Annotated in this window: 19 protein-coding genes; 3 read left to right on the forward strand and 16 right to left on the reverse strand. The window is 36.6% G+C overall.

The features are described 5' to 3' along the window. The first annotated feature begins 638 nt into the window (after positions 1-638). Positions 639-1751: an LAGLIDADG family homing endonuclease gene (locus AC3II9_RS11795; RefSeq protein ID WP_489155650.1), complete on the forward strand. Its 1113-nt coding sequence runs from the start codon at positions 639-641 to the stop codon at positions 1749-1751. A 368-nt stretch (positions 1752-2119) separates the two neighbouring features. Here AC3II9_RS11795 and AC3II9_RS11800 read toward each other — a convergent pair whose 3' ends face one another. The 4 genes from AC3II9_RS11800 to kdpA all read right to left on the reverse strand — a co-directional run bounded on the left by AC3II9_RS11800 (position 2120) and on the right by kdpA (position 7496). Further along, positions 2120-2488 carry a hypothetical protein gene (locus AC3II9_RS11800; protein WP_489155652.1) on the reverse strand — a complete coding sequence of 123 codons (369 nt, stop codon included), beginning with the start codon at positions 2486-2488 and terminating at the stop codon, positions 2120-2122. A gap of 569 nt (positions 2489-3057) precedes the next feature. Next, positions 3058-3705 (reverse strand): potassium-transporting ATPase subunit KdpC, encoded by a 648-nt coding sequence (gene kdpC, locus AC3II9_RS11805; protein ID WP_489155654.1) that lies wholly within the window; start codon positions 3703-3705, stop codon positions 3058-3060. Between the two features lie 17 nt (positions 3706-3722). Further along, positions 3723-5786: a potassium-transporting ATPase subunit KdpB gene (kdpB, locus tag AC3II9_RS11810; protein WP_489155656.1), complete on the reverse strand. Its 2064-nt coding sequence runs from the start codon at positions 5784-5786 to the stop codon at positions 3723-3725. Between the two features lie 15 nt (positions 5787-5801). Next, complete coding sequence (gene kdpA / locus AC3II9_RS11815; RefSeq protein WP_489155658.1) at positions 5802-7496, reverse strand: potassium-transporting ATPase subunit KdpA; 1695 nt, start codon at positions 7494-7496, stop codon at positions 5802-5804. 371 nt (positions 7497-7867) lie between these two features. Here kdpA and AC3II9_RS11820 point away from each other — a divergent pair, with 371 nt between their 5' ends. Continuing rightward, entirely contained in the window at positions 7868-10570 is a 2703-nt protein-coding gene (locus AC3II9_RS11820) for an ATP-binding protein (protein WP_489155660.1), read from the forward strand. Beyond that, positions 10563-11267 carry a response regulator transcription factor gene (locus AC3II9_RS11825; RefSeq protein WP_489155662.1) on the forward strand — a complete coding sequence of 235 codons (705 nt, stop codon included), beginning with the start codon at positions 10563-10565 and terminating at the stop codon, positions 11265-11267. Before AC3II9_RS11820 ends, AC3II9_RS11825 begins: the two co-directional genes overlap by 8 nt. 396 nt (positions 11268-11663) lie before the next feature. Here AC3II9_RS11825 and AC3II9_RS11830 read toward each other — a convergent pair whose 3' ends face one another. The 12 genes from AC3II9_RS11830 to AC3II9_RS11885 form a co-directional block, all read right to left on the reverse strand. Further along, entirely contained in the window at positions 11664-12959 is a 1296-nt protein-coding gene (locus AC3II9_RS11830; protein ID WP_489155664.1) for an NAD(P)-binding domain-containing protein, read from the reverse strand. 72 nt (positions 12960-13031) lie between these two features. After that, entirely contained in the window at positions 13032-13451 is a 420-nt protein-coding gene (gene arsC, locus AC3II9_RS11835) for an arsenate reductase (thioredoxin) (protein WP_489155666.1), read from the reverse strand. A gap of 16 nt (positions 13452-13467) precedes the next feature. Beyond that, complete coding sequence (locus AC3II9_RS11840; RefSeq protein ID WP_489155667.1) at positions 13468-14757, reverse strand: arsenic transporter; 1290 nt, start codon at positions 14755-14757, stop codon at positions 13468-13470. Further along, positions 14745-15062, reverse strand: a complete 318-nt coding sequence (locus AC3II9_RS11845; RefSeq protein ID WP_489155669.1) for an ArsR/SmtB family transcription factor — start codon at positions 15060-15062, stop codon at positions 14745-14747. The genes AC3II9_RS11840 and AC3II9_RS11845 overlap by 13 nt, the downstream gene beginning before the upstream one ends. 95 nt (positions 15063-15157) lie before the next feature. Further along, the gene (locus AC3II9_RS11850) at positions 15158-15304 is read right to left on the reverse strand and encodes a hypothetical protein (RefSeq protein ID WP_489155671.1); all 147 of its coding nucleotides are present in this window, start codon (positions 15302-15304) and stop codon (positions 15158-15160) included. Between the two features lie 14 nt (positions 15305-15318). Further along, positions 15319-16497, reverse strand: coding sequence for a Ger(x)C family spore germination protein (locus AC3II9_RS11855; protein WP_489155673.1), 1179 nt, complete (start codon positions 16495-16497; stop codon positions 15319-15321). Next, positions 16487-17593 carry a GerAB/ArcD/ProY family transporter gene (locus AC3II9_RS11860; RefSeq protein ID WP_489155675.1) on the reverse strand — a complete coding sequence of 369 codons (1107 nt, stop codon included), beginning with the start codon at positions 17591-17593 and terminating at the stop codon, positions 16487-16489. The genes AC3II9_RS11855 and AC3II9_RS11860 overlap by 11 nt, the downstream gene beginning before the upstream one ends. Then, positions 17590-19149: a spore germination protein gene (locus tag AC3II9_RS11865; RefSeq protein ID WP_489155677.1), complete on the reverse strand. Its 1560-nt coding sequence runs from the start codon at positions 19147-19149 to the stop codon at positions 17590-17592. The genes AC3II9_RS11860 and AC3II9_RS11865 overlap by 4 nt, the downstream gene beginning before the upstream one ends. Positions 19150-19344: 195 nt before the next feature. Continuing rightward, positions 19345-20613 (reverse strand): MFS transporter, encoded by a 1269-nt coding sequence (locus tag AC3II9_RS11870; RefSeq protein WP_489155678.1) that lies wholly within the window; start codon positions 20611-20613, stop codon positions 19345-19347. Positions 20614-20892: 279 nt separating this feature from the next. Continuing rightward, positions 20893-22926: a methyl-accepting chemotaxis protein gene (locus AC3II9_RS11875; protein ID WP_489155680.1), complete on the reverse strand. Its 2034-nt coding sequence runs from the start codon at positions 22924-22926 to the stop codon at positions 20893-20895. Positions 22927-23102: 176 nt separating this feature from the next. Further along, a complete protein-coding gene (locus tag AC3II9_RS11880; RefSeq protein ID WP_489155682.1) occupies positions 23103-23723 on the reverse strand; it encodes an HAD hydrolase-like protein in 621 nt (206 codons plus the stop codon). A 237-nt stretch (positions 23724-23960) separates the two neighbouring features. Continuing rightward, positions 23961-26072, reverse strand: coding sequence for a choice-of-anchor I family protein (locus AC3II9_RS11885; RefSeq protein ID WP_489155684.1), 2112 nt, complete (start codon positions 26070-26072; stop codon positions 23961-23963). Positions 26073-26186: the final 114 nt, after the last annotated feature.

A 26186-nucleotide genomic window follows, 5' to 3' on the forward strand; every position in this document is an offset into this window, starting at 1 on the left:
TCAAAATACCGGGAGCCAAATCCCAATTATGTAGCAGAAATGTTTTAGTACGAAAATTTACAGCGCGGAAATCAAATTAATTAATTTTTTTAGGTAGAATAAGCAAATGGAGAAGAGGCCGTTCAAGTTGGATTGAACGGTCTTATTAATATTAAGTTACCAGATATCAGGAAGTGATTATGGGGTAGAAAGAGAACCAATGCCATTTTGCCTAATCATACATTCTAGTGAAGACATAATAAAAGAGTTGAACTTTAAATTTGAGGTTGAGAAAATGTTTGTTGTCGATAAAGTTTATATTAATCCCTCTACAAAACGAACTATTATTACTTAACGGATGCATAACGTTCGTATTTAAAGCATAGAAATGCCAATCTCCCATCGGCCGGACACAACCTCATTTGAATGAAAACCGAACAATAACACTAATTTTTGATTTTAAGGTTTTATTTAACGAAATGAACACAAAACAGTCTTATCTCTTCCGAAGAAACGTATGTTCTTATATAATGTATATAAGGGGGTAGAATCAGCCACATAAGAGAGGACTACTTGTACTTAAAACTGTTAATCCAAAGCTTTATTAAAACAACCGAAAATTTGTATGTTATACATAAGTTGATTGGAGGGGGATTTGAATGCCGAGAAAGTGGAATATTTGTGATGAAGATATTATTCATATGTACAATCAAGGGATGTCTTACAAATTAATGATAGAGCAGACAGGGTTATCTGAGCGTGCTATTCGCAATGTCGTGAAAAAACACGGGGTCAATACAAGACCTACAGGACAACCTAGAAAGCATAAAGTAAACGAAGATTTTTTCAAATTTTGGAACGATAAAATGGCATGGGTGCTAGGTGTTTTTGTTACGGATGGTCATATCAATAAAAGTACACATAGTATTTATTTCTCTCAAAAAGATGAAAGAATTCTAAAATTGATAGCAACATATATGGAAGCTGATTATGTTTTAATGCCATTTGGTAAAACAAGAACAACACCGACAATTATTATGAATTCAAAAGAAATCAAAAAAGACTTAGAACAAATGGGGATTACACCAAACAAGTCATTAACGCTAAAATTTCCACATGTGCCAGAACAGTATTTACCATCATTTATTAGAGGTGTCATTGATGGAGATGGAACAGTAGACAAAAAAGGGTATAGGATGAATATTACAACTGCGAGTAAATGGTTTGCAGAAGGTCTACATGAAGTTTTTCAAACGTGGGAGCTAAAAAGTGAAGTCAGTAGTATCATAACAAAGAATAATACCGAAATATTCCGAGTTTGGGTAAAAAGTAAACCAAGTATAATCAAATTAGCTGAACTAATTTATAAAGACTGTATGGATGATTGCGTTTTTACTAAAAGAGACAGGTTAACACAATGGACGGAAGGAAATAGTATACATGTGGTTGAAAAAGCACTAAGAACTGAATATAAAATACGTATTAGTAAAGCGATTTTAGATGATTTAAAACAACTGGCTGCTGAAAATAAGATACACGTTGGTCATTTATTAGAAAATGGTTTCAAGAACTTATTAATCGAAAACAGTATGCAATTAAATAAGTATAATCGACCAAAAGATCGGATAGAATTTCGAACAACATGTGAAACTAACACTTTACAACAATTACGTAAATTTGCCCACGAACATGAATTGAAATTGAATGAAGTAATCGAACAAAGCATTACGTACATTAAGTTAACAAATGAACAAAAGTATGCTGGTGGATAAAAAAATCATACAAAAAATGCAATAGGGTGTAAATTGAGACTGAAAAAACAGTCTTATTTTTATTTAAAATTTCTAGTTAACATAATATAAATTAGAGGAAGTAAATTTCGTCTCAAAAGTATACTTTAAATAGTGAGACGAAATAGTGAATTTTACAAAGAGACCATGCGTTTTAGACACTAACCAGTACGGTATGGAATTTTATGCTGCTAAAAATGATGTATTTTCCTTGCTATTATAAATCATAAAAAAACCAATCGTTTTTAACTGATTACGACTGGTTGTTAACAAATCATAAAAATATCTATCTATTTATCTTTTAAACATCGTCAATCACATTATCGCATTATATCTCAGCTTCCGATAAGTTATTTGTTAGCAACCTGATCATCAATGGCGTGCACAGCTAGTTCCAACGCTTTCATTCGCCTTGTTAACAACGTTCTTTGGGCACTACCAGCCTTTAACTTAGCATAAACCTTCTCAATGGATGGAAATAAACCCGTAAGCACAGTGCGAGCTTCTGCTAAATCTTCTAAGGTGTAGTGATGTGGCTTTTGATTCCACACGTTTTCTAGCACGTCTAGCCCGATGCAAACAGCTTTGAGTCGTTTCTTTACTAAAGTAATATTTGCACCTTTCTGAGTCATCTGGGACAAGGCATTTTGGAGCTTACTGATTGTCGATTGTAAAGATTTTAATGATTCTAATTTCACTATATCTGATACGTTTTCCATGTTGTTACTGTCCCTTTTTCTTTTTTGCTTACTACTTGATCAAATCAGTCAAAAACTATTTCACTCGCAATATTGTAACATAAATCACTAACTCTCTTTAAGTGGAATAATCCATTATCAGGTCATTGTGTTGAGCAATAATAAAGTTGTTTAATTCTTATTGAATCACAGCCATATTACTTGAATAAAGAAATTGCTTAAATTATTTAAGTAATACCGTTCTCTGAAGAATGAACCATCTTAGGAATACATTTGGTAATCCAAAACGATTTGTCTTTTTGCAAATTTCCACTAAAGTCCGCGCTAGCTTACTAAGGAACAAAACTTACACACAGGCCTGGTTTAATGTATTCTCGTGTTGAAGCATTAAAGCCCGTTGTGAACGAGCAATTGGTTTAAATACCTTTTTTCACAAAGTTCTATATTACTAAAAAAGATTTAGCACATCGGTATGTAGATTCCATAGAAAATAAACACTAATGCGCTAAATCCTAAATAGCATATTTTATTGAAAAATCATTTTTTCAGTCACTTGTGGTTTTTATCCCCGTTTTTCTTAATGGGCTCCTTCAGCTATCTTTATTTTCCTTCATTTTTCTCATTATATCCAGATTTGCCAGCAGAAAGTTTACTTTATCTTGCCCAAATACTCCGAACGCGCGTCTTTCTATGTTAGTCTCTACAATCTCTTGGACCTGGCTTAATGATAGTCCGCTAGCTCGAGCAATGCGCTCTATTTGAATTTCTGCCGCCTTCACACTGATATGTGGATCTAGTCCAGAGCCTGAAGCTGTCAGTAAATCAGCAGGAATTTCTTCTCGTTTCACTGTCGGATTCGCCTGTAGAAATACTGCTATATCTGCTTCTATTCGCTTCTTTAGTTCAGGATTGGATGGCGCATAGTTAAACGTCCCTGAACTAACACCACCATAGTTTAATTCTCCGTTTTCATTTAGTATCGTGTCTTCTTTCGTATATACATTATAGTTAACGGATGAAACACGTCCCCAGAAATATTCCGGTGCTGTAAAGGCTTGACCTAACAGTTCTGATCCAACAACTTTATCATCCACTTCTATTAAACTGCCATTCGCTTGATGATGAAATAACCCTTGTGCAATTCCAGTTACTGCAAATGGATAAATAAAACCACATAAAACGAACATAGTAATAGTCATTAACAGCGCTTGTTTTGAGCTTTCAAAAAATTTATGCATATGTCTTCCCTCCCCTCCTATAGCCCTAATGTGTGGAATAGTGGCCCAACCAGTAAATCAATCAATTTTATACCAATAAAAGGAGCAATTATGCCGCCTAATCCATAAATAAGCAAGTTTTTATTTAATAATTTTGAGGCACTCATCGGCGTATACTTTACTCCCTTCATAGCAATAGGGATTAATAAAGGTATTATTACCGCATTAAAAATCAATGCAGAGATAATGGCGCTTGCTGGTGAAGAGAGTTTCATAATATTCAAAGTGCTCATCTCTGGTACAGCAACCATTAACATTGCTGGAATAATAGCGAAATATTTAGCTATATCATTTGCAATACTAAAGGTAGTTAATGCACCGCGCGTCATGAGTAGTTGTTTCCCTATTTCTACAACTTCAATGATTTTAGTTGGATTTGAATCTAAATCGACCATATTAGCAGCTTCTTTGGCTGCATTTGTTCCTGAATTCATAGCAAGACCAACATTTGCCTGGGCTAGTGCAGGTGCATCATTTGTACCGTCACCGGTCATTGCTACGACTTTCCCAAGTGCCTGCTCATCTTTAATAACCTGAATTTTGTCTTCGGGTTTACTTTCTGCAATAAAGCTATCCACACCAGCCTCTTTGGCAATAGCTGCTGCCGTAAGAGGATTATCTCCCGTACACATAATCGTTTTAATCCCCATTGCGCGAAGCTGCTCAAAGCGTTCTTTTAAACCAGCTTTTACGACATCCTTTAAGTAAATAACACCTAAAATTTTATTGTTCACTGATACAACAAGAGGTGTACCGCCTACAGAAGATACTCGATGGACTAGCTGTTCTAAGTTGGATGGTATAGCATTCCCTGCTTCGAGACTTTCTTTTTTTATAGTATCGTAAGCGCCTTTTCGAATTTTTGTACCGTCCTTCAGATTCAAACCACTCATTCGTGTTTGTGCAGTAAACGGGATATGTTTACTTGATTTGCTAATGCTCTCTTCATTTTCTGTCTTTACACCTAATTCCTTAGCTAATGATAGAATCGACTTTCCTTCAGGTGTATCATCTGTAAGAGAGCTAAGCCATGCAGCTCGTATTAATTCTTCCCTTTTTACTCCGTTTGTCGGTAAAAACTCAGATGCCATACGATTTCCATAAGTGATAGTCCCTGTCTTATCCAAGATTAACGTATCTACATCTCCACAAGCTTCTACAGCTCTTCCAGACATCGCAATGACATTAAATTGTGTTACCCTATCCATTCCTGCAATACCAATGGCAGACAATAATCCGCCAATTGTTGTCGGAATTAAACAAACTGTAAGAGCTATTAACGTTGCTATAGATATCGGTACATTCAAATAAGCAGTCATCGGATAGAGTGTAACAACGACTAATAAAAAAATAATGGTTAAACTTACTAAAAGCGTATTTAGCGCTATTTCATTTGGCGTTTTTTTGCGACTTGCTCCTTCAATGAGCGTTATCATTTTATCTAAAAACGACTCACCAGGCATTGAAGTAATTTCAATCATTAGCCAATCACTAGTAACCGTAGTACCACCAGTTACAGAAGCGAAGTCACCACCACGTTCTTTTACAACAGGTGCTGATTCCCCTGTTATGGCAGATTCATCTACCGTTGCTATACCATCAATGACTTCTCCATCATTTGGGATGACCTCTCCTGCCTGAACTAAGACAATCTCGCCCTTCTTTAATTCATGTGCCTGCTTCATAATTTCAGAACCATCTGCAAGAAGGACACGTGCCTGAGTAATTGTTTTTGTCTTTTTCAAGGATTGTACCTGTGCTTTCCCTCGTCCTTCCGCAATTGACTCAGCAAAATTAGCAAATAAAATTGTAACAAAAAGAATCATAGCGACAATGGCATTATAGATTCTCTCATTCTCTCCTTCTCCGTTTCCAAAAATAGTTGGAAAAAAAGCTAATAACAGTACAAAGATGAATCCTATCTCCACGACAAACATGACAGGGTTTTTAATCATATAGACAGGATTGAATTTCTTTAAAGCATCGATCATTGAACTCTTTAGCAAATTGCCCGTAATAAAACTTTTTTTTGCAGTTTCCATAAATGTCCCCCCTCATTACGAATATAGTTGTAAATGCTCTGTAATTGGCCCAAGTGCTAATGCAGGTAAAAATGTTAAAGCCCCAATCATCAAGACAATGGCCACAAGTAAGAATGTAAACATCGTATTGTCAGTTTTCAATGTCCCTACTGAATCACTGTGCCACATCTTTTTAGCAAGATGTGAAGCGATTGCTAACTGTATAATAATAGTTAAATAGCGACCAAAGAACATAGCCAGACCTGTCGTCACATTCCAAAATGTCGAGTTGTCGGATAATCCTTCAAAGCCTGAACCATTATTCGCTGAAGCAGATGCAAATTCATACAAAACCTGTGATAAACCGTGCGCACCAGGATTCGTAATACCAGCCACTCCAGCAGTTGTTGCAACAGCAAGTGCTGAAAATAGTAAGATAATTGCTGGATGGATCAGGATACAAAGAGCGATTAGCTTCATTTCCTTTTCTTCAATTTTCTTTCCTAAAAACTGTGGTGTTCGGCCAATCATTAGGCAGGCAATAAAAATTGTCAGTAGCACATACATCATCATGTTCATGAGACCGACACCTTTTCCTCCAAATACAACATTCAACATCATATTAAACATCGGTACAAGACCGCCGAGTGGTGTTAATGTATCGTGCATATTATTGATAGATCCTGTTGTGAAAGCAGTTGTAACTGTTGTAAATAATGCGGATTGAGCGATTCCAAAGCGCATCTCTTTACCTTCCATACTACCAAGTTCCTGGTTGATACCGAGTTCACTAATCATTGGGTTTCCAGCCCGCTCAGCCATATACACAGTCACTAGCCCAATTAAAAACAGTAGACTCATTGCAACAAAAATAGAGAGCCCTTGCTTTCCAAACAGCGTTTTCTTTTTTCTGTAAGCAACCATTAAACTAAAGGCTACAACACAAGCCCCAGGTAATAGCATCATAGATAATATTTCCACTATATTAGAAATAACTGTAGGGTTTTCAAATGGCGTTGTTGAATTCGCTCCAAAGAAACCACCACCATTTGTCCCGATATGCTTGATCGATTCGAGAGACGCTACAGGTCCAAGTGCAATATCTTGTAGCTTCCCTTCTATTGTTTGTACAATGTGATTTCCATTAAAGGTTTGCGGTGAGCCTTGAGATACTAAAATAATGGCAACGATAATTGATAAAGGCATTAATACACGTGTAATAATACGTACAAAATCGACATAAAAATTGCCGAGTGTATCTGTTTTAGCTACAAGACGACGACAAAATGCCATACAAGCTACATAACCTGTCGCTGAAGATGTAAACATCATAAATATGATGACTAACATCTGTGATAAATAACTAAGCCCTGATTCACCACTATAGTGTTGAAGATTTGTATTGGTCATAAATGAAATAATAGTATTAAAGGAAAGAGATGCTTCCATATTTTCAATATCATTTGGGTTTAAAAACAACGTAAATTGGATGCGTAATAAAATATATCCTATGAATACCATAAAGCCATTTGATAGAATTAAGGAAAGGACGTATTGTTTCCCTGTCATCTCGGCTTGCTTAATACCGGATAGCTTAAAAATAATAGCATCTACCCTATCCATTATTGGATCCAGCCATGTTTTTTGTTGCATGGCCACTTTAAATAAATAGTGACCCATAATAATGACAATCGGTAAATAAATGATTAATACAATGGCTATTTGCCACATACTTCATACCTCCTCCATACCTATTAATAGTTTTCTGGATATAATAATGCATGCCCCAGATAACCAAAAAGTAATACTAGTACAATTCCCATGAAAATCCACATAATGATTCCCCCTACTCTTTGTTAACTAGCTTGAAGCACCAAGCTGTTAATGCATAAAGACTTGCAAAACATATGATTAGCAAGCCAATCATATAAATGTCCATCAATTGAAACACCCTTTCTTTATTTTGATTGCTTTCATCATACTGATTTTCAAATTAATGAAGTGTTAGGAATTAGCGTTTTGTATTAAGGAACCATAAAGGTGACAATCTTAACACTTTCTTAATGAAAGATAGCGCTATAATATAAATGAGGTGAAGGGTAATGGAAGATATACGTCCAACTCCAGAGACGTTTTTAGCAAGGCTTCAAAATGAAAACCCATCGGTAGGACAGCTGAAGATCTTTCTTGGTTATGCCGCTGGTGTAGGAAAAACTTATGCCATGTTAGATGCAGCACACCAGGCAAAAAAAATCGGTAAAGACGTAGTAGTTGGCTATGTAGAGCAGCACCCTCGTCCAGATACGTTAGCTTTACTTGAAGGACTTGAGCAAATACCCACAAAAAAAATAATTTATAAGGGAAAGAAATTTCAAGAATTAGATATCGATGCTGTGGTAAAACGTAAACCTGAAATTGTCTTAATTGATGAGCTAGCACACTCCAATGTACCAACTATGCGGCATAAAAAGCGTTTTGGAGATGTAGAGGAATTACTTGCAAAAGGTATCCATGTGTATACAACTGTAAATATTCAACATATTGAAAGTCTCCACGATTTAGTTGAAGAAATTACAGGCGTACAGGTACGAGAACGTATTCCAGACTATTTAATTGATCAAGCAGCACAAATAAAGATTGTTGACATTGAACCAGATGAGTTAACCCAACGTTTACAAGAAGGTAAAATTTATCGAAAACATCAAGCCGAAAAAGCAATGGAATCTTTTTTTCGTAAACAAAATTTAGTGGCACTTCGAGAAATCGCTCTTCGAAGAGCTGCTGATACGATTAATTATAAGCAGGTAAACAGCAGTGACTGTTTTAAACAAAGTGTACAAATAGAAGAGCATTTACTAGTGGGTATTAGTAGTTCCCCTACAAACGCTAAAGTTATTCGAACTACTGCACGGCTTGCACAAGCTTTACATGGGAAATTTACTGCTCTTTATGTACAAAATATAGATAATAATAAAAATCAAGCTAATACTGAAAGGTTACAACAGCATATCAAGCTTGTAGAACAACTTGGTGGGCATGTGGTCATTGTTCAGGAAGATGATGTAGCTGTAGCCCTAGCAAACTATGCACAAATTAGTGGCGTAACTAAATTAGTTATTGGAAGAACTGCTATGAAAAAAAAATGGTGGCAACCAAATACTAAAATTAGTGATCGGCTCAATGAATATGTACCGAATTTAGCAATACATATTGTGCCCGATCAAGAAAATGAACAATTTTATTTTCCTAGAGTAAGAAATCACCTTTTATTTGAATGGCAAGATTTATTCAAAATGCTAGTTGTATTCGGTATTATTTCCCTGATTGGTTTATACTTTTTTAGTGTTGGTGTAAGTGAATGGAATATTATCACCATCTATATTTTAGGTGTATTAATACTTGCTATTTGGTCATCGGGATGGATAAGTAGCATCATTAGTTCAATTACTGCGGTTCTCCTATTCAATTTTCTTTTTACTGAACCGAGGTTTTCATTCGAAGCTTATGATCGTGGTTATCCTATAACGTTTTTCATCATGTTCCTGTCAGGCGTTATCACCAGTAGTTTAACGAAGAAATTAAAGGAAAAGAAAACCAGTGCGGTTCTCAAATCTTATCGAATGGAAGTATTACTTGAAACAAATCGCAGATTACAATATGCCAAATCAATAGAAGAAATTATTACTGAAGGCATGTCACAAATAGTTAAACTAGTAGATAAACCAGTACAATTTTTTGAAATAGAACATAACGTTATCGTAAATTCAAATTTTTTTCATTCACAGAGCATTTCAAGCATTGAAAATAAAAAAATAGCAGCGCTTTTTGAAAATACGAACGAGCTTGGTGCAGTAAGTTGGGTAATAATCAATAAACAAGTAGCAGGCGTTTCAACAGATACATTTCCAGAAGTGAATGCATATTATTTACCCGTGATTTCCAGTGGGCATGTTAAGGGAGTAATTGGTGTTGCACTGTCAAAACATTCCCCGTTACCTGCTTTTGAACGAAATATTTTACACGCCATCGTTAATGATTTTTCATTTGCCCTAGATAAATGGTATTTGCAGAAACTAAATGAAGAAGTAGCTAGAGAAGCTGAACTTGAACAAATGAGGGCAAATCTATTACGTGCAATCTCCCATGATTTACGAACGCCACTTACCGCTATTTCTGGAAATGCCGATATATTATTGAGCAATGCAAATCAAATACCAGATATTGAAAAAGACAGATTGTACCAAGATATTTATAAAAATTCAAAATGGCTTGTTCAAATGGTTGAGAACTTACTGGCTGTTTCTAAGCTAGAAGATGGTCAATTTGCTTTAGAGATGCAATTAGAGCTTGTGGAGGATATTATTCGAGAGGCACTATTACATGTAGTTCATATAAATAATACGCATAACATATCTTACCATGTGGAACCAGAACTTTCGTTTGCTTTAATGGATGCACGCCTCATTATACAAGTATTGATTAATATTATTGATAATGCATTGACATATACACCGGCAGGTAGTGAAATTAATGTAATTGTAAAAGAAGATGAAGAACTTGTACATTTTAGTATTATTGATGATGGACCAGGCATCGATAATTCTTTAAAAGAGAAACTTTTTATACCATTTACAAGCGGCCAAATACAACGTAGTGATAGCCGAAGAGGTCTAGGGTTAGGATTAGCATTGTGTCAAACGATATTAAAACTACATGGCAGTGAATTAACTGTTTTAGATAATAAACCAAAAGGGACGATTTTCAATTTTTCACTGAAAAAAGGAGTAATGAATATCGATGGATAAACGAATTCTGGTAGTAGAAGATGATGTAGCTATTGGTAATTTGATAAAAATGACTCTAACTACTCAGCATTATGAATTCGATATTGCTAGAGATGGGAATAGCGCGCTACAAAAGGTTCTTTCAATAAAGCCAGATGTTATTATTTTAGATTTAGGGTTACCAGATATGGATGGTATAGATATTATTATCAAAATTAGAAGTTGGACACAAACACCTATCATTGTAGTCAGTGCCCGAGGGGAAGAGCGTGATAAAATTAATGCACTTGATGCTGGTGCAGATGATTATGTGACAAAGCCGTTCAGTGTTGATGAACTATTGGCTCGGATTCGAGTGGCATTAAGAAGAACGACATACGAACATCATTTAGAAAGTGAGCCATCTGTTTTTGTGAACGGTAATTTACAAATTAACTATTTGGCAAATACGGTGATGGTGAATGAAAAAGAAGTACACTTGACGCCGATTGAATATAAGCTACTGGTTGTTTTATCAAAGCATGTGGGTAAAGTGCTAACACATAATTTTTTATTAAAGGAAATTTGGCATAATGTGCTTCAATCAGATGTCCCTAGCCTACGAGTTTTTATGGCCACACTTCGAAAGAAAATAGAAGACAACCCATCTGATCCAAAAATTATTCAGACCCATGTGCGAGTTGGATATAGAATGCTTCGTTGTTATGATAACGAATAATTCTGTATAAGTTTCCGAATTTTAATTAAACTAATGTATCTAGTAATTTCAAAGAAAATGAATCCATTTCACTTGATTTCCTGCAGTGCAATTTCTCATTCCTTGTAGCATTCTACAAAGAGGTATGTGTGTAAACACCCTAGATGTAGTGACTCTTTTAAAAAAGGTATTTATTATTTTTACAGGTAATCACATCATAAAGAAGCATGTCAAACACTTTGGATTACGATATATTTTTCGAAAAAAAGCGCATTTAAGGTGCTTGTTCGCGAAGATTTTCAACCTCCACGCAAGCACCTTTTTTAGTAAATTTCTTTCTTTTTTATTACAACAGCTATTCGTAAAGCGTCCTTTTTAAATAAAAACATTCATTTTCCAGCTAAATTGTTAGCTTTTTTAACAACACCCACCTGCTCCACTATGACAAACGCCTGTCTCGGGTAAATAGAGTTGCACATTTCTTGCAGCCTCTACATCCCCTGCCAAATAAGCTACGACTGAGCGGACTTGCTCGTAACCTGTTGCCATTAAAAATGTTGGCGCTCGCCCATATGATTTGGAACCGACAATATAAAAGTTCTTCTCAGATTGGCGTAATTCCTTTTCACCGTGTGCAGGTACACTACCACAGCTATGTTCATTTGGATCAATCAGTGGTGCAAGTGCAGGTACAGCTTCTGTAATAGCATCTGCCTGGAATCGTAATTCACGATGGATCTCGAAGCTCGGACGACTTCCTGTATTAACGATTAGTCGGTCAAATGGCCCGATTGTTTTGTTTTCATCTTTTAATACAATCCCTTCCTGTTCACGAATGGATTGAATATGGAAAGGTGTTTCTACTTGAATAAAGCCCTTTTTTACTAGCTCTGCTATGCGTATACCTAACTCTCCACGAGCTGCTAGTTCATCATTAGAGCCACCACCGAAAGCATCCTCTACTCGCGGCTTACGTAAAATCCATGTAATCGCTGTGTTTGGGAACTTTTCTTTCAATGTTGCTAAATTTAGTAAAGAATTGATCGCTGAATGCCCACCGCCAACAACCGCAATACGCTTATTTGCATAGACTTCTTCATTGTTATTAACATCTGGGATAAGATACTCGATTCGGTCAGCTAACTTTTGCTCTGCCGGTAGCCATAAGCCGTTACTTAGTGCTGGATTCGGATTACCCCAAGTGCCTGTAGCATCGATAATCGCACTTGCCTTCATCGTTTTAGTGCCACAGCATGTATCCACATAAATGATAAACGGCTTGTTTTCACGCTTCACCGACTTCATACGATCTGTTCCTTCACGTGTAATGGCAACAACACGGTGGTTTGTATGAATTTGCTTCTCGAACAACCTTGCCAGTGGTGCTAAATAAAGTTCAATCAGCTCCTTACCTGTAGGAATGACATCATCTTGTGGAGATTGCCAATTCGTTTGTTCTAGTAATGCACGTGCGGCAGAATCAATATTGTATTGCCAAGGCGAAAAAAGCGTCACATGCTGCCAAGAGCGAACATTCGCTGCAAGCTCCCCTGCTTCTAACACGAAAAATGGGATATTGCGTTGTTTTAAATGTGCTGCAGCTGCTAATCCAATCGGACCCGCACCGATAATCGCTACAGGCAGTTTTGTATCGCAACAAGCATGACTTGGCCCGCAGCAAGTTGAAGATTGGTTAATGATTTTGAATTCCATATGATTTCCCTCACCTTACATAAGTATTTTGTTATATATAAAGGATGAAAAAATCAAGAGACATGCCCTTGATTATTCACCTGTTTCACTAAAACGTTGAATGCGTTCACTGATTTCATCGCGTACACGCTGGAACACGATCCATTTCTTTTCATCTGATCCCGTTGCTTTTGCTGGGTCATCAAAGCCCCAGTGCTCACGACGGATATGTGGTGGTGTCATTGGACATTTATCAGCTGCATCTCCACATAAAGTGACGATGAAATCTGCGCTATTTAGTGTTTCTACATCGATGATATCGGATGTTTGATTCGATATATCGATACCTACCTCAGCCATTGCCTTTACTGCATTAGGATTTAAGCCATGTGCTTCTACACCAGCACTTTTTACTTCCCACTTATCACCTAAATACTTTTTTCCAAAGCCTTCTGCCATATGAGAACGACATGAGTTACCTGTACATAAGAAATAGATCAACTTTTTAGACATATTCTTTTAGCTCCTGTTAAATGATTAGCAGTGTAATATATAAGCCCGCTAATGTAATAAATAGTATTGGAATCGTCAGCACGATGCCTGTTTTAAAGTAAGTGCCCCATGATATTTTCACACCTTTTTGACTTAACACATGCAGCCATACAAGTGTAGCAAGCGAACCGATTGGAGTGATTTTTGGACCTAAGTCAGAACCGATGACATTCGCATAAATCAGTGCTTCGCGCATTACACCGGTTGTATTCGTTTCAGCAATGGCTAACGCATTGACCATGACAGTCGGCATATTGTTCATCACGGAAGATAAAAAGGCAGCAATAAAGCCCATTGCAATTGTACCGATAAACAGTCCTTGGTCAGCTGTGTATTCAATAGCACCAGCTAGTGCTTCTGTGAATCCTGCATTTCCTAATCCATAAACAACTACATACATACCAATGGAGAAGAACACGATATTCCACGGGGCGCCTTTTATAACGGTTGTTGTATTGACAACAGAACTTTTTCTAGCCATTAGTAAGAAGAAAATGGCGCTAATTCCTGCGATGAAAGATACAGGAATCGCTGTCCATTCACTTGAAAAGTAACCAATGACAAGTATCGTTAGCACATACCAAGATAAACGAAACATTTTTTTATCTTTGATGGCTTCCTCAGGTTTCTTTAACATCGTCAAATGATAAGTACGTGGGATCGATTTATTAAAATACAGTAGCAATACCGTAATTGTTGCGATTAATGAGAAAATGTTTGGTAAAAACATGCGTACGGCATATTCAACAAAACCAATGTCAAAAAAGTCTGCAGATACGATATTCACTAAATTACTGACGACAAACGGCAAAGATGTAGTGTCTGCAATAAAACCACTTGCCATAATAAACGGAAAAATCATTTTATCTTTAAATTGTAGATTACGAACCATGGCAAGAACGATTGGTGTTAAGATTAATGCCGCGCCATCGTTGGCAAAAAGTGCTGCAACGATCGCCCCAAGTAAGCTTACATAGACAAACATTTTGATGCCACGCCCTTTTGCCGCGCGTGCCATATGTAAAGCAGCCCATTCAAATAAACCAATTTCATCTAAAATGAGCGAGATGATGATAATTGCGATAAAGCTTAATGTGGCATTCCATGTAATATCAACAACATCGAGTACATCGTTAAAATCAACCACACCTACAGCGAGTGCAATAAGCGCACCTGCACAGGCAGACCAGCCAATATTCAGTCCTTTCGGCTGCCAAATAACAAAAATTAACGTTACAATAAAAATTAAACTTGCTAAGATGAACATGAACGATCCTCCGTACTTTTACATGCACAAATAGAAACAGCTTTTAGCTCATCAATCACACGTTGAACAATAGGCGATGGATTTTCAGCTAAACGATAATGCTTCCAAGTACCAACTTTTCTTTCTGCAATGATGCCGGCATCTTTTAATTTTCGTAAATGCTGACTAACAGCAGGTTGTGAGATATTTAACACATCCACAAATTCACATACACACACTTCCCCATTTTTTAGACAGGAAAGCAACTTCAGCCGATTTTGATCTGCCAATGCTTTTAACTGCTTTTCCATCAGTTCGATTTGCATATTTATCACTCCTTATATAAGAATACACTTATATATTAACGATAGCTTATGTATTTGTAAATAACTATTTACTTATATATGTTATTTCAGAACTTCTATTTCTCTTCATTCTTCCACGGTGGATTATTATGTTTATGCAGTCTTTGATTGATTTTATATATAGAAAAAGGAATAGCATATGCAAGTATCGTACAAATAACAGTGAGCATTACTGGAAAACGCTCCATAACTATATTCCACATACTATTCCTCCTTTTTATTGGACTTTGTTAATATTTCCAGGCTGATCAATGATGACATTGACGTTTACATTAATTTTGCTTTTAGCAAAGTAGTTTGCACCAGACTCCCAGTCGTCTTTAATCGAATCCCAAAGCTTATAATGATATTGATATAAATAATGATTAAGCCCTATAACATCGGCATTCATTTCATTTTGTAGTGTATCAATTGTTTGCTTAGTGAACTTCTTCATCTCATCTTCTAACGTTTTTTGTATTCGTCCATAATTCTTCTCATTTAGTAAATTTTCTGCGCCTAATATTTCTGCAATACCTGACCGTACAGTAAGAGTTATATCAAATTGTAAATTATTTTTATTCTTATTCTTATTCTTATTCGTAAGAGCAATCTCACTTTTCATATCAAGAATTTCGTTAGCGATTCTAATATCATCTATAGTTGTATCTATACTACCTGATCGTACTTCTCCTCTCAGCAGTACGACCCCTTTTGCTTCATCTCCGTGAAAAGTACCTACAACCTTATTACTTGCACCTTGAAAAACAGCTATCCCTTCATATTCAACGCTTCTTGGATTAAATACTCTAATTTGAGGAAGAATAAAACTCGTTTTAGACAAAAGATTCTCTTGAATTTCACCAAATTTAACTGGTTTTATGGCAATGAGGCTTTCGTCATTTTCCAACAGTCCATTAATATAGATTGCTGGAACTTTTTCGTGTTCAGGTTCTACATTCAGCAAATTGCTTGCTTCTCCACTTGCAATGGCTACCTTAATCGTTCTGCGCATTTCCATTTCTCGAAGAAATACGTCCATTAAATTAGCAAATAGATTCGGTTCCTTGACCACTTCTTCTGAAAAAAGGACTACCTCTAAGTTTGTTGCGCTGATTTTACGACTAGCCAGATTGGTTGTATTTCGGTTAGCCTCAAAAATGGTTTTTCCACTTCCAACTAAGTTACGAAAAGCTTGCCCCTCTCCGCTAGCTTGGGCTGAATTGAATACAGACGGTACAATCACCTGCTGTGTCATTTGTAGCGTAGTGTGTTGATCAGTATTCTGTTCCTCATTTAAATCAATGGCAATGCCAACCGTAAAGGCCCTTTGTTCAATTTCTACTCGGTCCCAGCAGCCAGTAAGAAATAATAATGCAACTATATTAAAAATGATTCGTACAAACTTATTCAACATGTTTCATGCCCTTCATTTTATACGCAACGGCCAATAAAACGAACACGATAAATAAATAAGTTGGTATAAAGTAATTAAAAACAGCGGTAATTTTCATTAACTCAAGATAATCTTTAGGTATCATACTTAAGAAATAAATAATCGGAGAAAGCATGAGTACAATATTTATTTTTTTCATCTTGGTAAAGATAAATTGAAATAACATAACCGAAATGTCGAATGCGATTAAACATATAATAAATACCGTCATTACCCATACGGAAAAAAATACCGAATCAAAACGTTCGAAAAAGCCTCCTGGAATTTGGATAGATTTCGCTACTTCTAATGTAGGATAGATGATGTTTGAAGTAGTGATATTACCAAAAACAGCGATGCAAATAATATAAGTTAACAGATAAAGAAGCATTGCCCAAAACACACCTAATGTTGTTATTTTAGGTGTGTTTTTTGGCTTCTCTACAAGGGAGATATAAAAAAGAATAACTCCAAATCCTATAAATGCTTGAAAACTAATAGTAGTCGCTTGCAAATAACCTTGAATGTCCGTCTGGAAGACCGGAAATAGATTTTTTAGCTCAGCGGATCCTAAAGATAAAATCAAAATCAGCGTTGTAATGCCTATAATAATAGGCAGAAATAATACATTTAAACGAAAAATACCTACCTGAGATCCAGAAACACCGTATACAACAACGAGTAAAAAGGCCAAACATATAATCTGGACAGGTGTTTGATCAAATAAATATTGTCGTGAAATTTCTGTAAGTACCCTAGCATGATAGCTAGATGTCATTACATACTGCAAGATGAATAAAAACGTAATGATGATAGTGAGTGGCTTGGTGAGTAACTCAGTTGAAAAAGAAAAAAAGGATTGTCCTGGGAATTTGGATACTAGTTTCGCAATCATCCAACTAAATAAACAGGCTACTGCCCCACCTAATATAATGCCAATCCATCCATCTGAAGAGACAGTTTCATTAGCAATTAACCTAGGTAAGGACAATATTAATAAGCCTAGCGTATTTGTCGTTACTAAAAGCATTAACTCGTAGTCACTTATATGTTTGTCAACACTTTTAAACGGGATCATGACTCGTCTTGACCTCCATTATTTATTTTTTCTTTATCCGCTGGTTGAAGATAAGAAGGTCGCTCTTTTAATGCCATAATAGGTGGACGAATAAACAGATTTTTAAAATCACTAGGAAACTTAGAAGAAAATGGTGCCGAATAAGGAATCCCCATGCTTTTGAGGTTGACCATGTGAATATTTAGCATGATATAGCCTAAAATGATTCCATAAATCCCTAATATCCCTGCGATTGTTATAAAGGCTAGACGTAAAGCTCTAAGTCCGATGGCAACACTGTAATTAGGGATGGTGAACGAAGCAACAGCAGTAAGAGCTGTTACAACGACCATTACAGGGCTTACAATTCCTGCACTAACTGCTGCCTCTCCAATGACAATTCCCCCAACAATCCCAATCGTTTGACCGATGAGTTTCGGGAGACGTATTCCAGCCTCTTGAAGAATTTCAAATGTGACAGCCATTAACAGTGCTTCTACAATGGCTGGAAAAGGAACGTTTTCTCTTGTTCCTGCAATAGAGAAAGCAAGTTGTGACGGTATTAGACCTGGATGATAGGATACCAAGGCTACATAAATAGCTGGCAGAAAAACAGCGATAAAAACAGATAAGTATCGGATTAATCTTAGGAATGTACCAATTAACCAACGTTGTGTATAATCTTCAAGACTTTCCAGTGCATCTCTAAATACAACCGGTGTGATTAGTGCAAAAGGACTCCCTTCTACAAGGATGCCTACTTTCCCTTGTAACATGGAGTAAACCAATCGATCCGGTCTTTCCGTATCCAATAGCTGTGGAAATGGAGACAGAAAACTATCTTCAATCCATTGCTCCACGAATCCAGAGCCAGTTGAAAAATCAATGTCTATTGTTTTTAACCTACGATTAATTTCATCTACAATTTCAGGATTGACAATGCCGGCTACATAGCAAACCATTAGCTTTTGTTTGGAACGTCTACCTACCTCATACGTTTCAATCCTTAAATTGGGGTCCTTTAATTCTCTGCGAATCAAAGTAATATTCGTTTGTATGCTCTCGACAAAACCTGATCGTGGACCACGAACTACCGATTCAGTCTGTGGTTCTTCAATTGAACGTTTCTCTGCCCCTTCTGTTCCCATAATTAATACCGTATCACTACCATCTAGGTAAAGCACAGTACTTCCAGATAAGATAGCATTAGAAACTTGATCTAATGTTCGAGCCTTTGTAATATCAGTTATAGCAATTACGTCTTGATAAATTTGTTCTAAAATATTTGAATTAACTTGTTTGCTGTTCTCTTGTATATTTTTAAGAATATTATTATTAACAAGATTGTTGTCGGTCAATCCACTAATATAACAAATGGCACCTTTAAGTTTCGTTTCACCTATATTCACTTCACGCATAATTAAATCACTTGGCTTCCCTAGCATTGTTTGTAAGCTATCCAAATTTTCTTCTAGCTTTGTGCCAATTTCGATTTGAAATTCATTTTGTTTTTCTGCTATATGACTCTCGTTTTTCTGCTTGTCACTTTTTTTCATCCTCTTTAGAAAATGTCTCACTATTGAATCCCTCATATCAAATAGAATGAAACTCATTGAATAATTTGCCCAATCCGTTTTTTTCTATACTTAGAAAACAAACTTCAGAGCGTGGATAAAAGGCAGCGAGTGGATAAAAAAAGACTGTAGGCAGACTCGAATTTTTTCGAGTTTTCCTACAGTCTGAAATGAGCAGTTAGCAATCACTTCTCACTATTATTCATGCCACAATCCTGCTTGTTCTAATTTCTTTTTCCCTTTAAATGCGAAAATAATCGCTCCGACATTTAAGATAAACATAATAAAAATACCGTATAGCACATACGTGTAACTACCTGTGACTTCAAAAATAAAACCATATCCAGGTAATGCTACAATCCCTGCAATGGCTAAGCCCGTTATTGCAAGTCCGTAAATTTGACTGAACTCTTTATTGCCAAATAGAGCTGTCGTTAAAAGAGGTCCTAATGTTCCAAGAGAGGAAACAACAAATCCATATAAGCCTGTAGCCATCGTAAACATCAATGGGTTTTCAGGAGTTGTTAAGAGAATGCTTACTGGTACTAATCCTATCAGCATCGCGGCAATCGTTGTATTTTTCACGCCAATTTTATCACTGAGGAAACCGAAAAATAATGCACCGATCACAACACCGACCGACCAAGTACCCATCGCATTCCCTGCAAACTTAATATCGTAGCCTAAACTCATTGCAAACGGTGCAACATGTTGATTAAATGCACCGATGGAAGTGTCGAATAAGAAGAAAATGACTAAAAAATAAAAAGCACTTGATTTTTTGGCTATTTTAAAACTTACACCGCTATTTGTAGTAGTTGATACTTGATTCTCTTGATTTGGCTTCATTTCAGCCATACCATATGGCTGTAGCCCTTTTTGTTGTGGTGCCATTCGTATCGTTAAGAGCACGACCGGGATTACGACCGCCATTACGCCGACCCCTAAAATAATATACGTATTTCGCCAGCCTTCACTCGCGATTAAATTACCTGCTACGGGTTGAAGGAAAGCACCGATTAAACCACCAGCTCCGACCATAATGCCGATTGCCAAACCTCTGTGCTTTTTAAACCAATTATTAATGAGTACAGGACCTGCCAATTGCGTTACTAATACAGACCCCATTGCCATTGGAATAGCAAATAAATACCAACCCCATACGGAGTTCATGAAACCAAACATCGCAAAGGAGCCTGCCTCTAAAATAACCGCTACTACTAAAAGTACTCTAATATTGTATTTTGTTATCAACTTACCTGCAATTGGTAAGGAAATCATTGTGACGATGGATGATATACTAAAGTATAATGTTAAACTGCCCATGCCAATGCCTAACTCTTCAGTAACAGGAGTTAAAAATAATCCCCCTGTAGTCATAATGCCACCTTTAGCAGCTCCGACCATTACAACTAATCCTAATAATACCCACCACGCATAGTGGATTTTTTTCGTTGACTGACTCATGATGTTATCCTCGATTCACTTAATTGATTACTAGTGTGTTTAGTAAAATGGGTATATTTTTATATTCTAGTAGTTGCACCCTTTATTATATAGGTAACACTTAATATCCTGGTTACTTTACGTAACAACAATAGCCTGATATCGAGAATGTGTCAATATTATGAACTACATTATTTAGTTGAAAGAATGATGAGATAAGTTAGAATAGTACATATTTATCTATCAGACAAAAAAACAGGAACCAAATGAAAGGTTGGTTCCTGTGAAAAGTAATTTTGATTAAAACATATTTTCTAAATTCCGTGTGTTGTTTGTTACGTTTTCTAATAAGAGATTTAAGTGATCCATAGCATGTGAGACTTCTTCAATCATAGACAGTAATTCTTCACTGTTTCCGGCATTCGATTGAATATGCTCATACAATGCATCGAATACTTGGTTTTCAACTTGACTATCTTGCTGTAATTCAGCGATGAGCTCGCTGAATTGCTGTATTTTCTCCCTTGATTGTACAGTGCTTTCAATAAGACTTTCAATCGAGACTTTTGCTTCAACCATTTTCTCTTTACTTGTTTCAATGGCATCAATTTGCTGATCTGTACTCTCTTTGTTATATTGGATTTCTTGTTGTAAATCGGTTAAAATACTGCTAATTTTGCCTGTTGCTTCACCACTTTGTTCAGCTAACTTTCTTACTTCATCCGCTACAACGGCAAAGCCCTTTCCTGCTTCCCCAGCACGAGCTGCCTCGATAGATGCATTCAGTGCGAGTAAATTTGTATTATCTGCAATGCCCTTAATTAAATGAATGATTTCCCCAATTTGCGCGGAGCTTTCTAATAGTACATGTACACGTTCTTTATTATCGTTTACTTCACGGGCAATATTATCAATGGCTGCATGGAGTGTTTCAATTCCTTTGACACTTAATTCAGCTGAGATTTTAGACTTATCAGATAATTCATCTAAGTCACTTGCCTCAGTTGAAATACTTTGTAACGTGACCGCTTTCCGCTCTACGATTTTTTCGGCTTCCGCTACTTGTTCTGCTTGCGCTTGACTATTTTTAGCTGTAGCTTGTACAGCTGTTGTCACTTCTTTTAATGTAGCCGCTGTTGTCAGCATAGCCTCGCTGTATTCCCGTTGAACACTCGATACAGCCGTTGTATTTTCGTGAACAGATTGTAAAATCGTCTGATAATGTGTTGTCACATCATTGATAGCGTCTTGAATGGCTAGTAGTTCAGCCTCTTTTACTACAATCTCTGTGTCTTGCTGATCTTTACCGAGTGAGCGCAGTCTATTGGCGAATAACGCTAAAGGCTGTAGTATCTTTTGTGTCGCCATAGATAAAATGATTAATAATACAATCGTCACAATAATACTGCTAATGATGACTGTCACAATAGAACGGTTAATCGAATCAGTTGTACTCGCTAATGCTTCACTTGTATAATGCACGGATTCAAAATATGGTGCTGCATCAATGGAAGCGTAGAGGACATAGCGAATTTCATTATCAAAATAAACGGGTGCATAAATTTCAGCCACGTTTTCGGTAATTGTAATAGACCCCTCTTCACCCGTAAAAATCGACGTAATCGTTGCGTTGTTTACCGTGTCTCCTTTTGTAAATGGTGAAGTGGCCCCTTCCGTAATATTCTCCGTTAACACTAAATTGCTGCTATCGAATAAGTGTAAGCTTTGTAAGCCGTAGTCTTGCTGAAAATAGTTCGTTAAGGCATTTTCAATGGTATCTACAGCAAGGGCCGATTGAATAATACCATCCCCGTTTGCACGTGGAATTGCCGTAAACTTAAAAATCTCGCCCGTTTCGACTTTCATTTTCATAGCCGATGGCAGGATATCCGCTTCTCCTGTTAGAAGCATGCGATACCCCTCCCAAATATCAAATAAGCTAATCCCTACTGCTGCTGTTTCTGTTGTCGTTGTAAAAATACCATTATTATCTGTTATGTAAAAATCACTCATTTCTGTACTTTGTTTTAAACGCTCTAAATCCTGAATAGTTAGTGTGCTATTGGTGTCCATTTCTTTTATAATCAGTGCTGCATTTAGCATAGAGGCATCGATTTCTTTTTCCAATGTTACAACTTGATTCGCAATCGTCTCCGTTAACCTTTCAAGTGTTCCCGTTACTTGTTGTTGGGCTTGTTGCTCTAATTTTGTGTTTGTTTCCTCTGATTGTTTCCCTAAATTGTTCTTTTCAACTAAAAGTAACGCGATTATTGTAAGCACTAAAAGTGTAGCAAAAACGAAGAAAAAGCTCATAAGTTTACTTTTAATGGACAATACAATCCCCCCTATTTTATATTTCTGTTAATAATATACAATTAGAAGGGTGTACTCTACAAGGTCAAATGTATTGTTTTTGAGTTAATAATTGTAAATAAATTCGAATTTAGAGAAGGTACAGTTACAAAGATAAAAACTCAGCAAAGAAAAACACCTTCACTGAGTTTGGCTAACTATTTTAATGTATCAATAAGCTGCGCTGGTGTATGTACGACGTATTTAGGATTTTCCTTCTCGATAAGCTCAAACCCGTCTAACCCCCAGCTCACCCACATAAATGGTACCTTCACTTTATTGCATGCAATAATGTCTCGCACTTCATCTCCGACATATAGTACATCGTCTGGTGTTGCTTGCTGTTGTTTCATAAATTTTTTAATAACCACATCTTTACCAAATAATTTACTGGATGTTAATACTTGCGATACACTCGTCACTTGCTCTTGCTGTAACAGCAGTTCGATATTTTCTTTCGCATTGGATGACAAAATAATAATCGTGTAGCCTTTTTGTGCTAATGTATCGAGCATTTCTTTTATTCCTTCAAATAGCTTTACTTCTTCAATATGCTCTTTAAAATACCGATAAATCTTCGGTAAAATAATCGGCAGCTTATGCATAGGAAAACGGTATTTCTTCGCTCTTTGTGGAATGGTCAAATTTCTTGATGTAATGAGATCATCCGCATTCACCTGTTCATAGTTGTATTGCTCCGCAAATAGATTCCAAGCTTTCATAAACAGTTCGTTTGAATCCGCTAAGGTGCCATCAAAATCAAAAATGATATATTTCACTACTTTTTCCTCTTTTCAATCGCGATTATATTTTTTCACTCTATCAATATACAAAAGAATGTATTGTTCTAACAATGAATCTTTTCTTTTGTCAGCGGCTATTGTTTCAATGTTAGCCACAGTATCCGCTTTATGATTAATAAATAGTATCTAACTTCCACTGTTTTTCGTAAATAAAAAACCTTGAAACAAGGAAATCATCCCCTGCTTCAAGGTTTTAGGTTCAGCTACATTACATTAAAATAACTTCGCAAATACAGTCGCAGCTTGCGCCCGTGTGAGCGGTTGTTGAGGTTCAAAATTGTGATCGTTTCCATTCATAATGCCTACTGATTGCAACACATAAATGGCGTTTTTTGCTTCCGCGCTGATTTTGGCCTCATCAAGGTATACTTCTTGTTCCCCATTCTCGAATAAATAGTCAGTACTTCTTAAGTACTCATACATCGCTACCGCAAATTGCTCACGAGTAATTGGTTTATTTGGATTAAAGCTCTGGTTATTTAATGATGTTATCAACTTATTGTCTACCGCCCAACTGATTGCTTGTGCATAATGATCCGACGACTGTACATCTTTAAATGATAACATCTTGTCACTTGTTACAGGCTCACCAGCTAGTCGGTACAAGACAGTCGCAGCTTGACCGCGCGTGAAATTTTTATTTGGCGCAAAAGTCGTTGCATTTATACCTTTAAATAAATTCGCTTCCGTTACTTTTATAATCGCGTCTTTTGCTGAATGATTTTCGATATCTTGATAAAGTGCTTCTTCTTTCGCGAGTAAATTTAGTACCGTCACCGTTCCACTTACTTCATGTCCAACAATTAATTGAGGGGAATCACCCGGCACAAAAGCCAGTCCTTCAGGTGATACATCGCCTGCGATATCTTCGCTAAAATCACGTAAATTTAAATAATCGACGAATGTCGCATTGGCTGGGTCGGTAATATTGTACATCATTACGCCACCAATTCGTTCTAAGCCAACAAATGCAAATACTTCATCACCAATCTTCCCTACTTTTACATCTTCTGGTTCAGGCCCTTTTTTGCCGCTTCGATTATCTAATTTTACCTTATCATTACTAGAGTTGAAATATTCAGGGAAAGCTTGTGCAGTAATGCGTTCAAAATCACTGCCGCTATCATAAACAAGCTCCATTGTATCGGCATCAAAAATAGAGAATGAACGCGCACCAAAAATATACTCTTTCTCTTTTTCAAAGCCGTCATAGTTTGTTGTATCGTAAAAGACAATTTCGTTACCATCTACTTCAATTTCTTTTTCGTTTAAGTGGAAACTTGGTGAATCTTCCGCTCCCCATTCACGACTGTCTCCTTCATTTGCTGTGACGATATAGTTCTTTCCGTTTACACTATATGTCGCCATTCCATCTGGCATATAGATGCCGAAGTAGTTTTCATTTTGAAGCTGCGCTTGGCCGTCTTTACGTACATCGATTTCATTGCCTTTTATACTGAAATCTTTAAAGCCTAAGCCATCAATCGATACAACCTCATTTGATGTAAGATTGATTGTTGCGATGGCGTTATTTTCTTGCATTGCTACATAAGCGAACTGACTGTCTTCACTTACTGAAATATATTCTGGCTCAAGATCAACAGATGGCGCTGTCTCCTTCTTTAATAGCACATTGTTCTTCACTAGCTCCATACGCTTTTCTGCTTGATCAAAACTTTCGAATGTCACAGGCTGTGCTTGTAAATTTTCAACACCATTTGATAAATCGATAATTGAAATAGAGCCTTGAGGGTCGATGATATGTTCCCCGTACCCTTCACGCGGTTCCCCTTCATTCGCTACGAGCACCTTTTTCCCGTCTGGTGAGAAGGTAATGTTATCTGGTTGCTTCCCAACTTTCACTACCTTTAGTAGCTTCCCTTCCCCCGTTAAAAATACAGCATAGCCATCCTCGTTATAGCCTTCAGCCTGGACAGACACAACGATCACATTTTCATTTGGGTGTACAGCGATGCTTGTTAAATCGCCATATTGAAAACTTGCATCCACTGTTTGCATTAATTGAGCAATATCAATCGATAAAAACGGCTTTAATGTGAAAGCTTCATCATTTTGATCGTTTAATGAAACTGCTTCTACCTTTTTCGTCTCCCCATTTACTAAATACGTAGCATGATTATGTTTGTTGTATGTAACAATTTCCGTTGTGCCGCCATCTTCGTTTTGTACACCCGAATCATAGCGAGCATCTAGTGATAACTTATATGTTGGTTCTGCTGCTTCAGCCCCTACTGTCGGTACAATAATCGCTGCTCCAGTTAAACTAAGTGCAAATGCTGCTTTTGAAAAAACATATTTCCCCATGAATTGACCACCTTTTTAGTTAGTTAGCTCTAGCGTACAAGCGATTTGTAAAGATGGTATTAAATGCATTTCGTTTTTTGTAAATAAGACATTAAGAACAACAGAATAATTATT

Source organism: Lysinibacillus sp. RU7 (assembly GCF_057837305.1).

Coding starts and splice junctions, on each gene's coding strand:
- AC3II9_RS11795 (WP_489155650.1), top strand. CDS start 639: ATGCCGAGAAAGTGGAATATTTGTGATGAAGATATTATTCATATGTAC.
- AC3II9_RS11800 (WP_489155652.1), bottom strand. CDS start 2,488: ATGGAAAACGTATCAGATATAGTGAAATTAGAATCATTAAAATCTTTA.
- kdpC (WP_489155654.1), bottom strand. CDS start 3,705: ATGCATAAATTTTTTGAAAGCTCAAAACAAGCGCTGTTAATGACTATT.
- kdpB (WP_489155656.1), bottom strand. CDS start 5,786: ATGGAAACTGCAAAAAAAAGTTTTATTACGGGCAATTTGCTAAAGAGT.
- kdpA (WP_489155658.1), bottom strand. CDS start 7,496: ATGTGGCAAATAGCCATTGTATTAATCATTTATTTACCGATTGTCATT.
- AC3II9_RS11820 (WP_489155660.1), top strand. CDS start 7,868: ATGGAAGATATACGTCCAACTCCAGAGACGTTTTTAGCAAGGCTTCAA.
- AC3II9_RS11825 (WP_489155662.1), top strand. CDS start 10,563: ATGGATAAACGAATTCTGGTAGTAGAAGATGATGTAGCTATTGGTAAT.
- AC3II9_RS11830 (WP_489155664.1), bottom strand. CDS start 12,959: ATGGAATTCAAAATCATTAACCAATCTTCAACTTGCTGCGGGCCAAGT.
- arsC (WP_489155666.1), bottom strand. CDS start 13,451: ATGTCTAAAAAGTTGATCTATTTCTTATGTACAGGTAACTCATGTCGT.
- AC3II9_RS11840 (WP_489155667.1), bottom strand. CDS start 14,757: ATGTTCATCTTAGCAAGTTTAATTTTTATTGTAACGTTAATTTTTGTT.
- AC3II9_RS11845 (WP_489155669.1), bottom strand. CDS start 15,062: ATGCAAATCGAACTGATGGAAAAGCAGTTAAAAGCATTGGCAGATCAA.
- AC3II9_RS11850 (WP_489155671.1), bottom strand. CDS start 15,304: ATGTGGAATATAGTTATGGAGCGTTTTCCAGTAATGCTCACTGTTATT.
- AC3II9_RS11855 (WP_489155673.1), bottom strand. CDS start 16,497: ATGTTGAATAAGTTTGTACGAATCATTTTTAATATAGTTGCATTATTA.
- AC3II9_RS11860 (WP_489155675.1), bottom strand. CDS start 17,593: ATGATCCCGTTTAAAAGTGTTGACAAACATATAAGTGACTACGAGTTA.
- AC3II9_RS11870 (WP_489155678.1), bottom strand. CDS start 20,613: ATGAGTCAGTCAACGAAAAAAATCCACTATGCGTGGTGGGTATTATTA.
- AC3II9_RS11885 (WP_489155684.1), bottom strand. CDS start 26,072: ATGGGGAAATATGTTTTTTCAAAAGCAGCATTTGCACTTAGTTTAACT.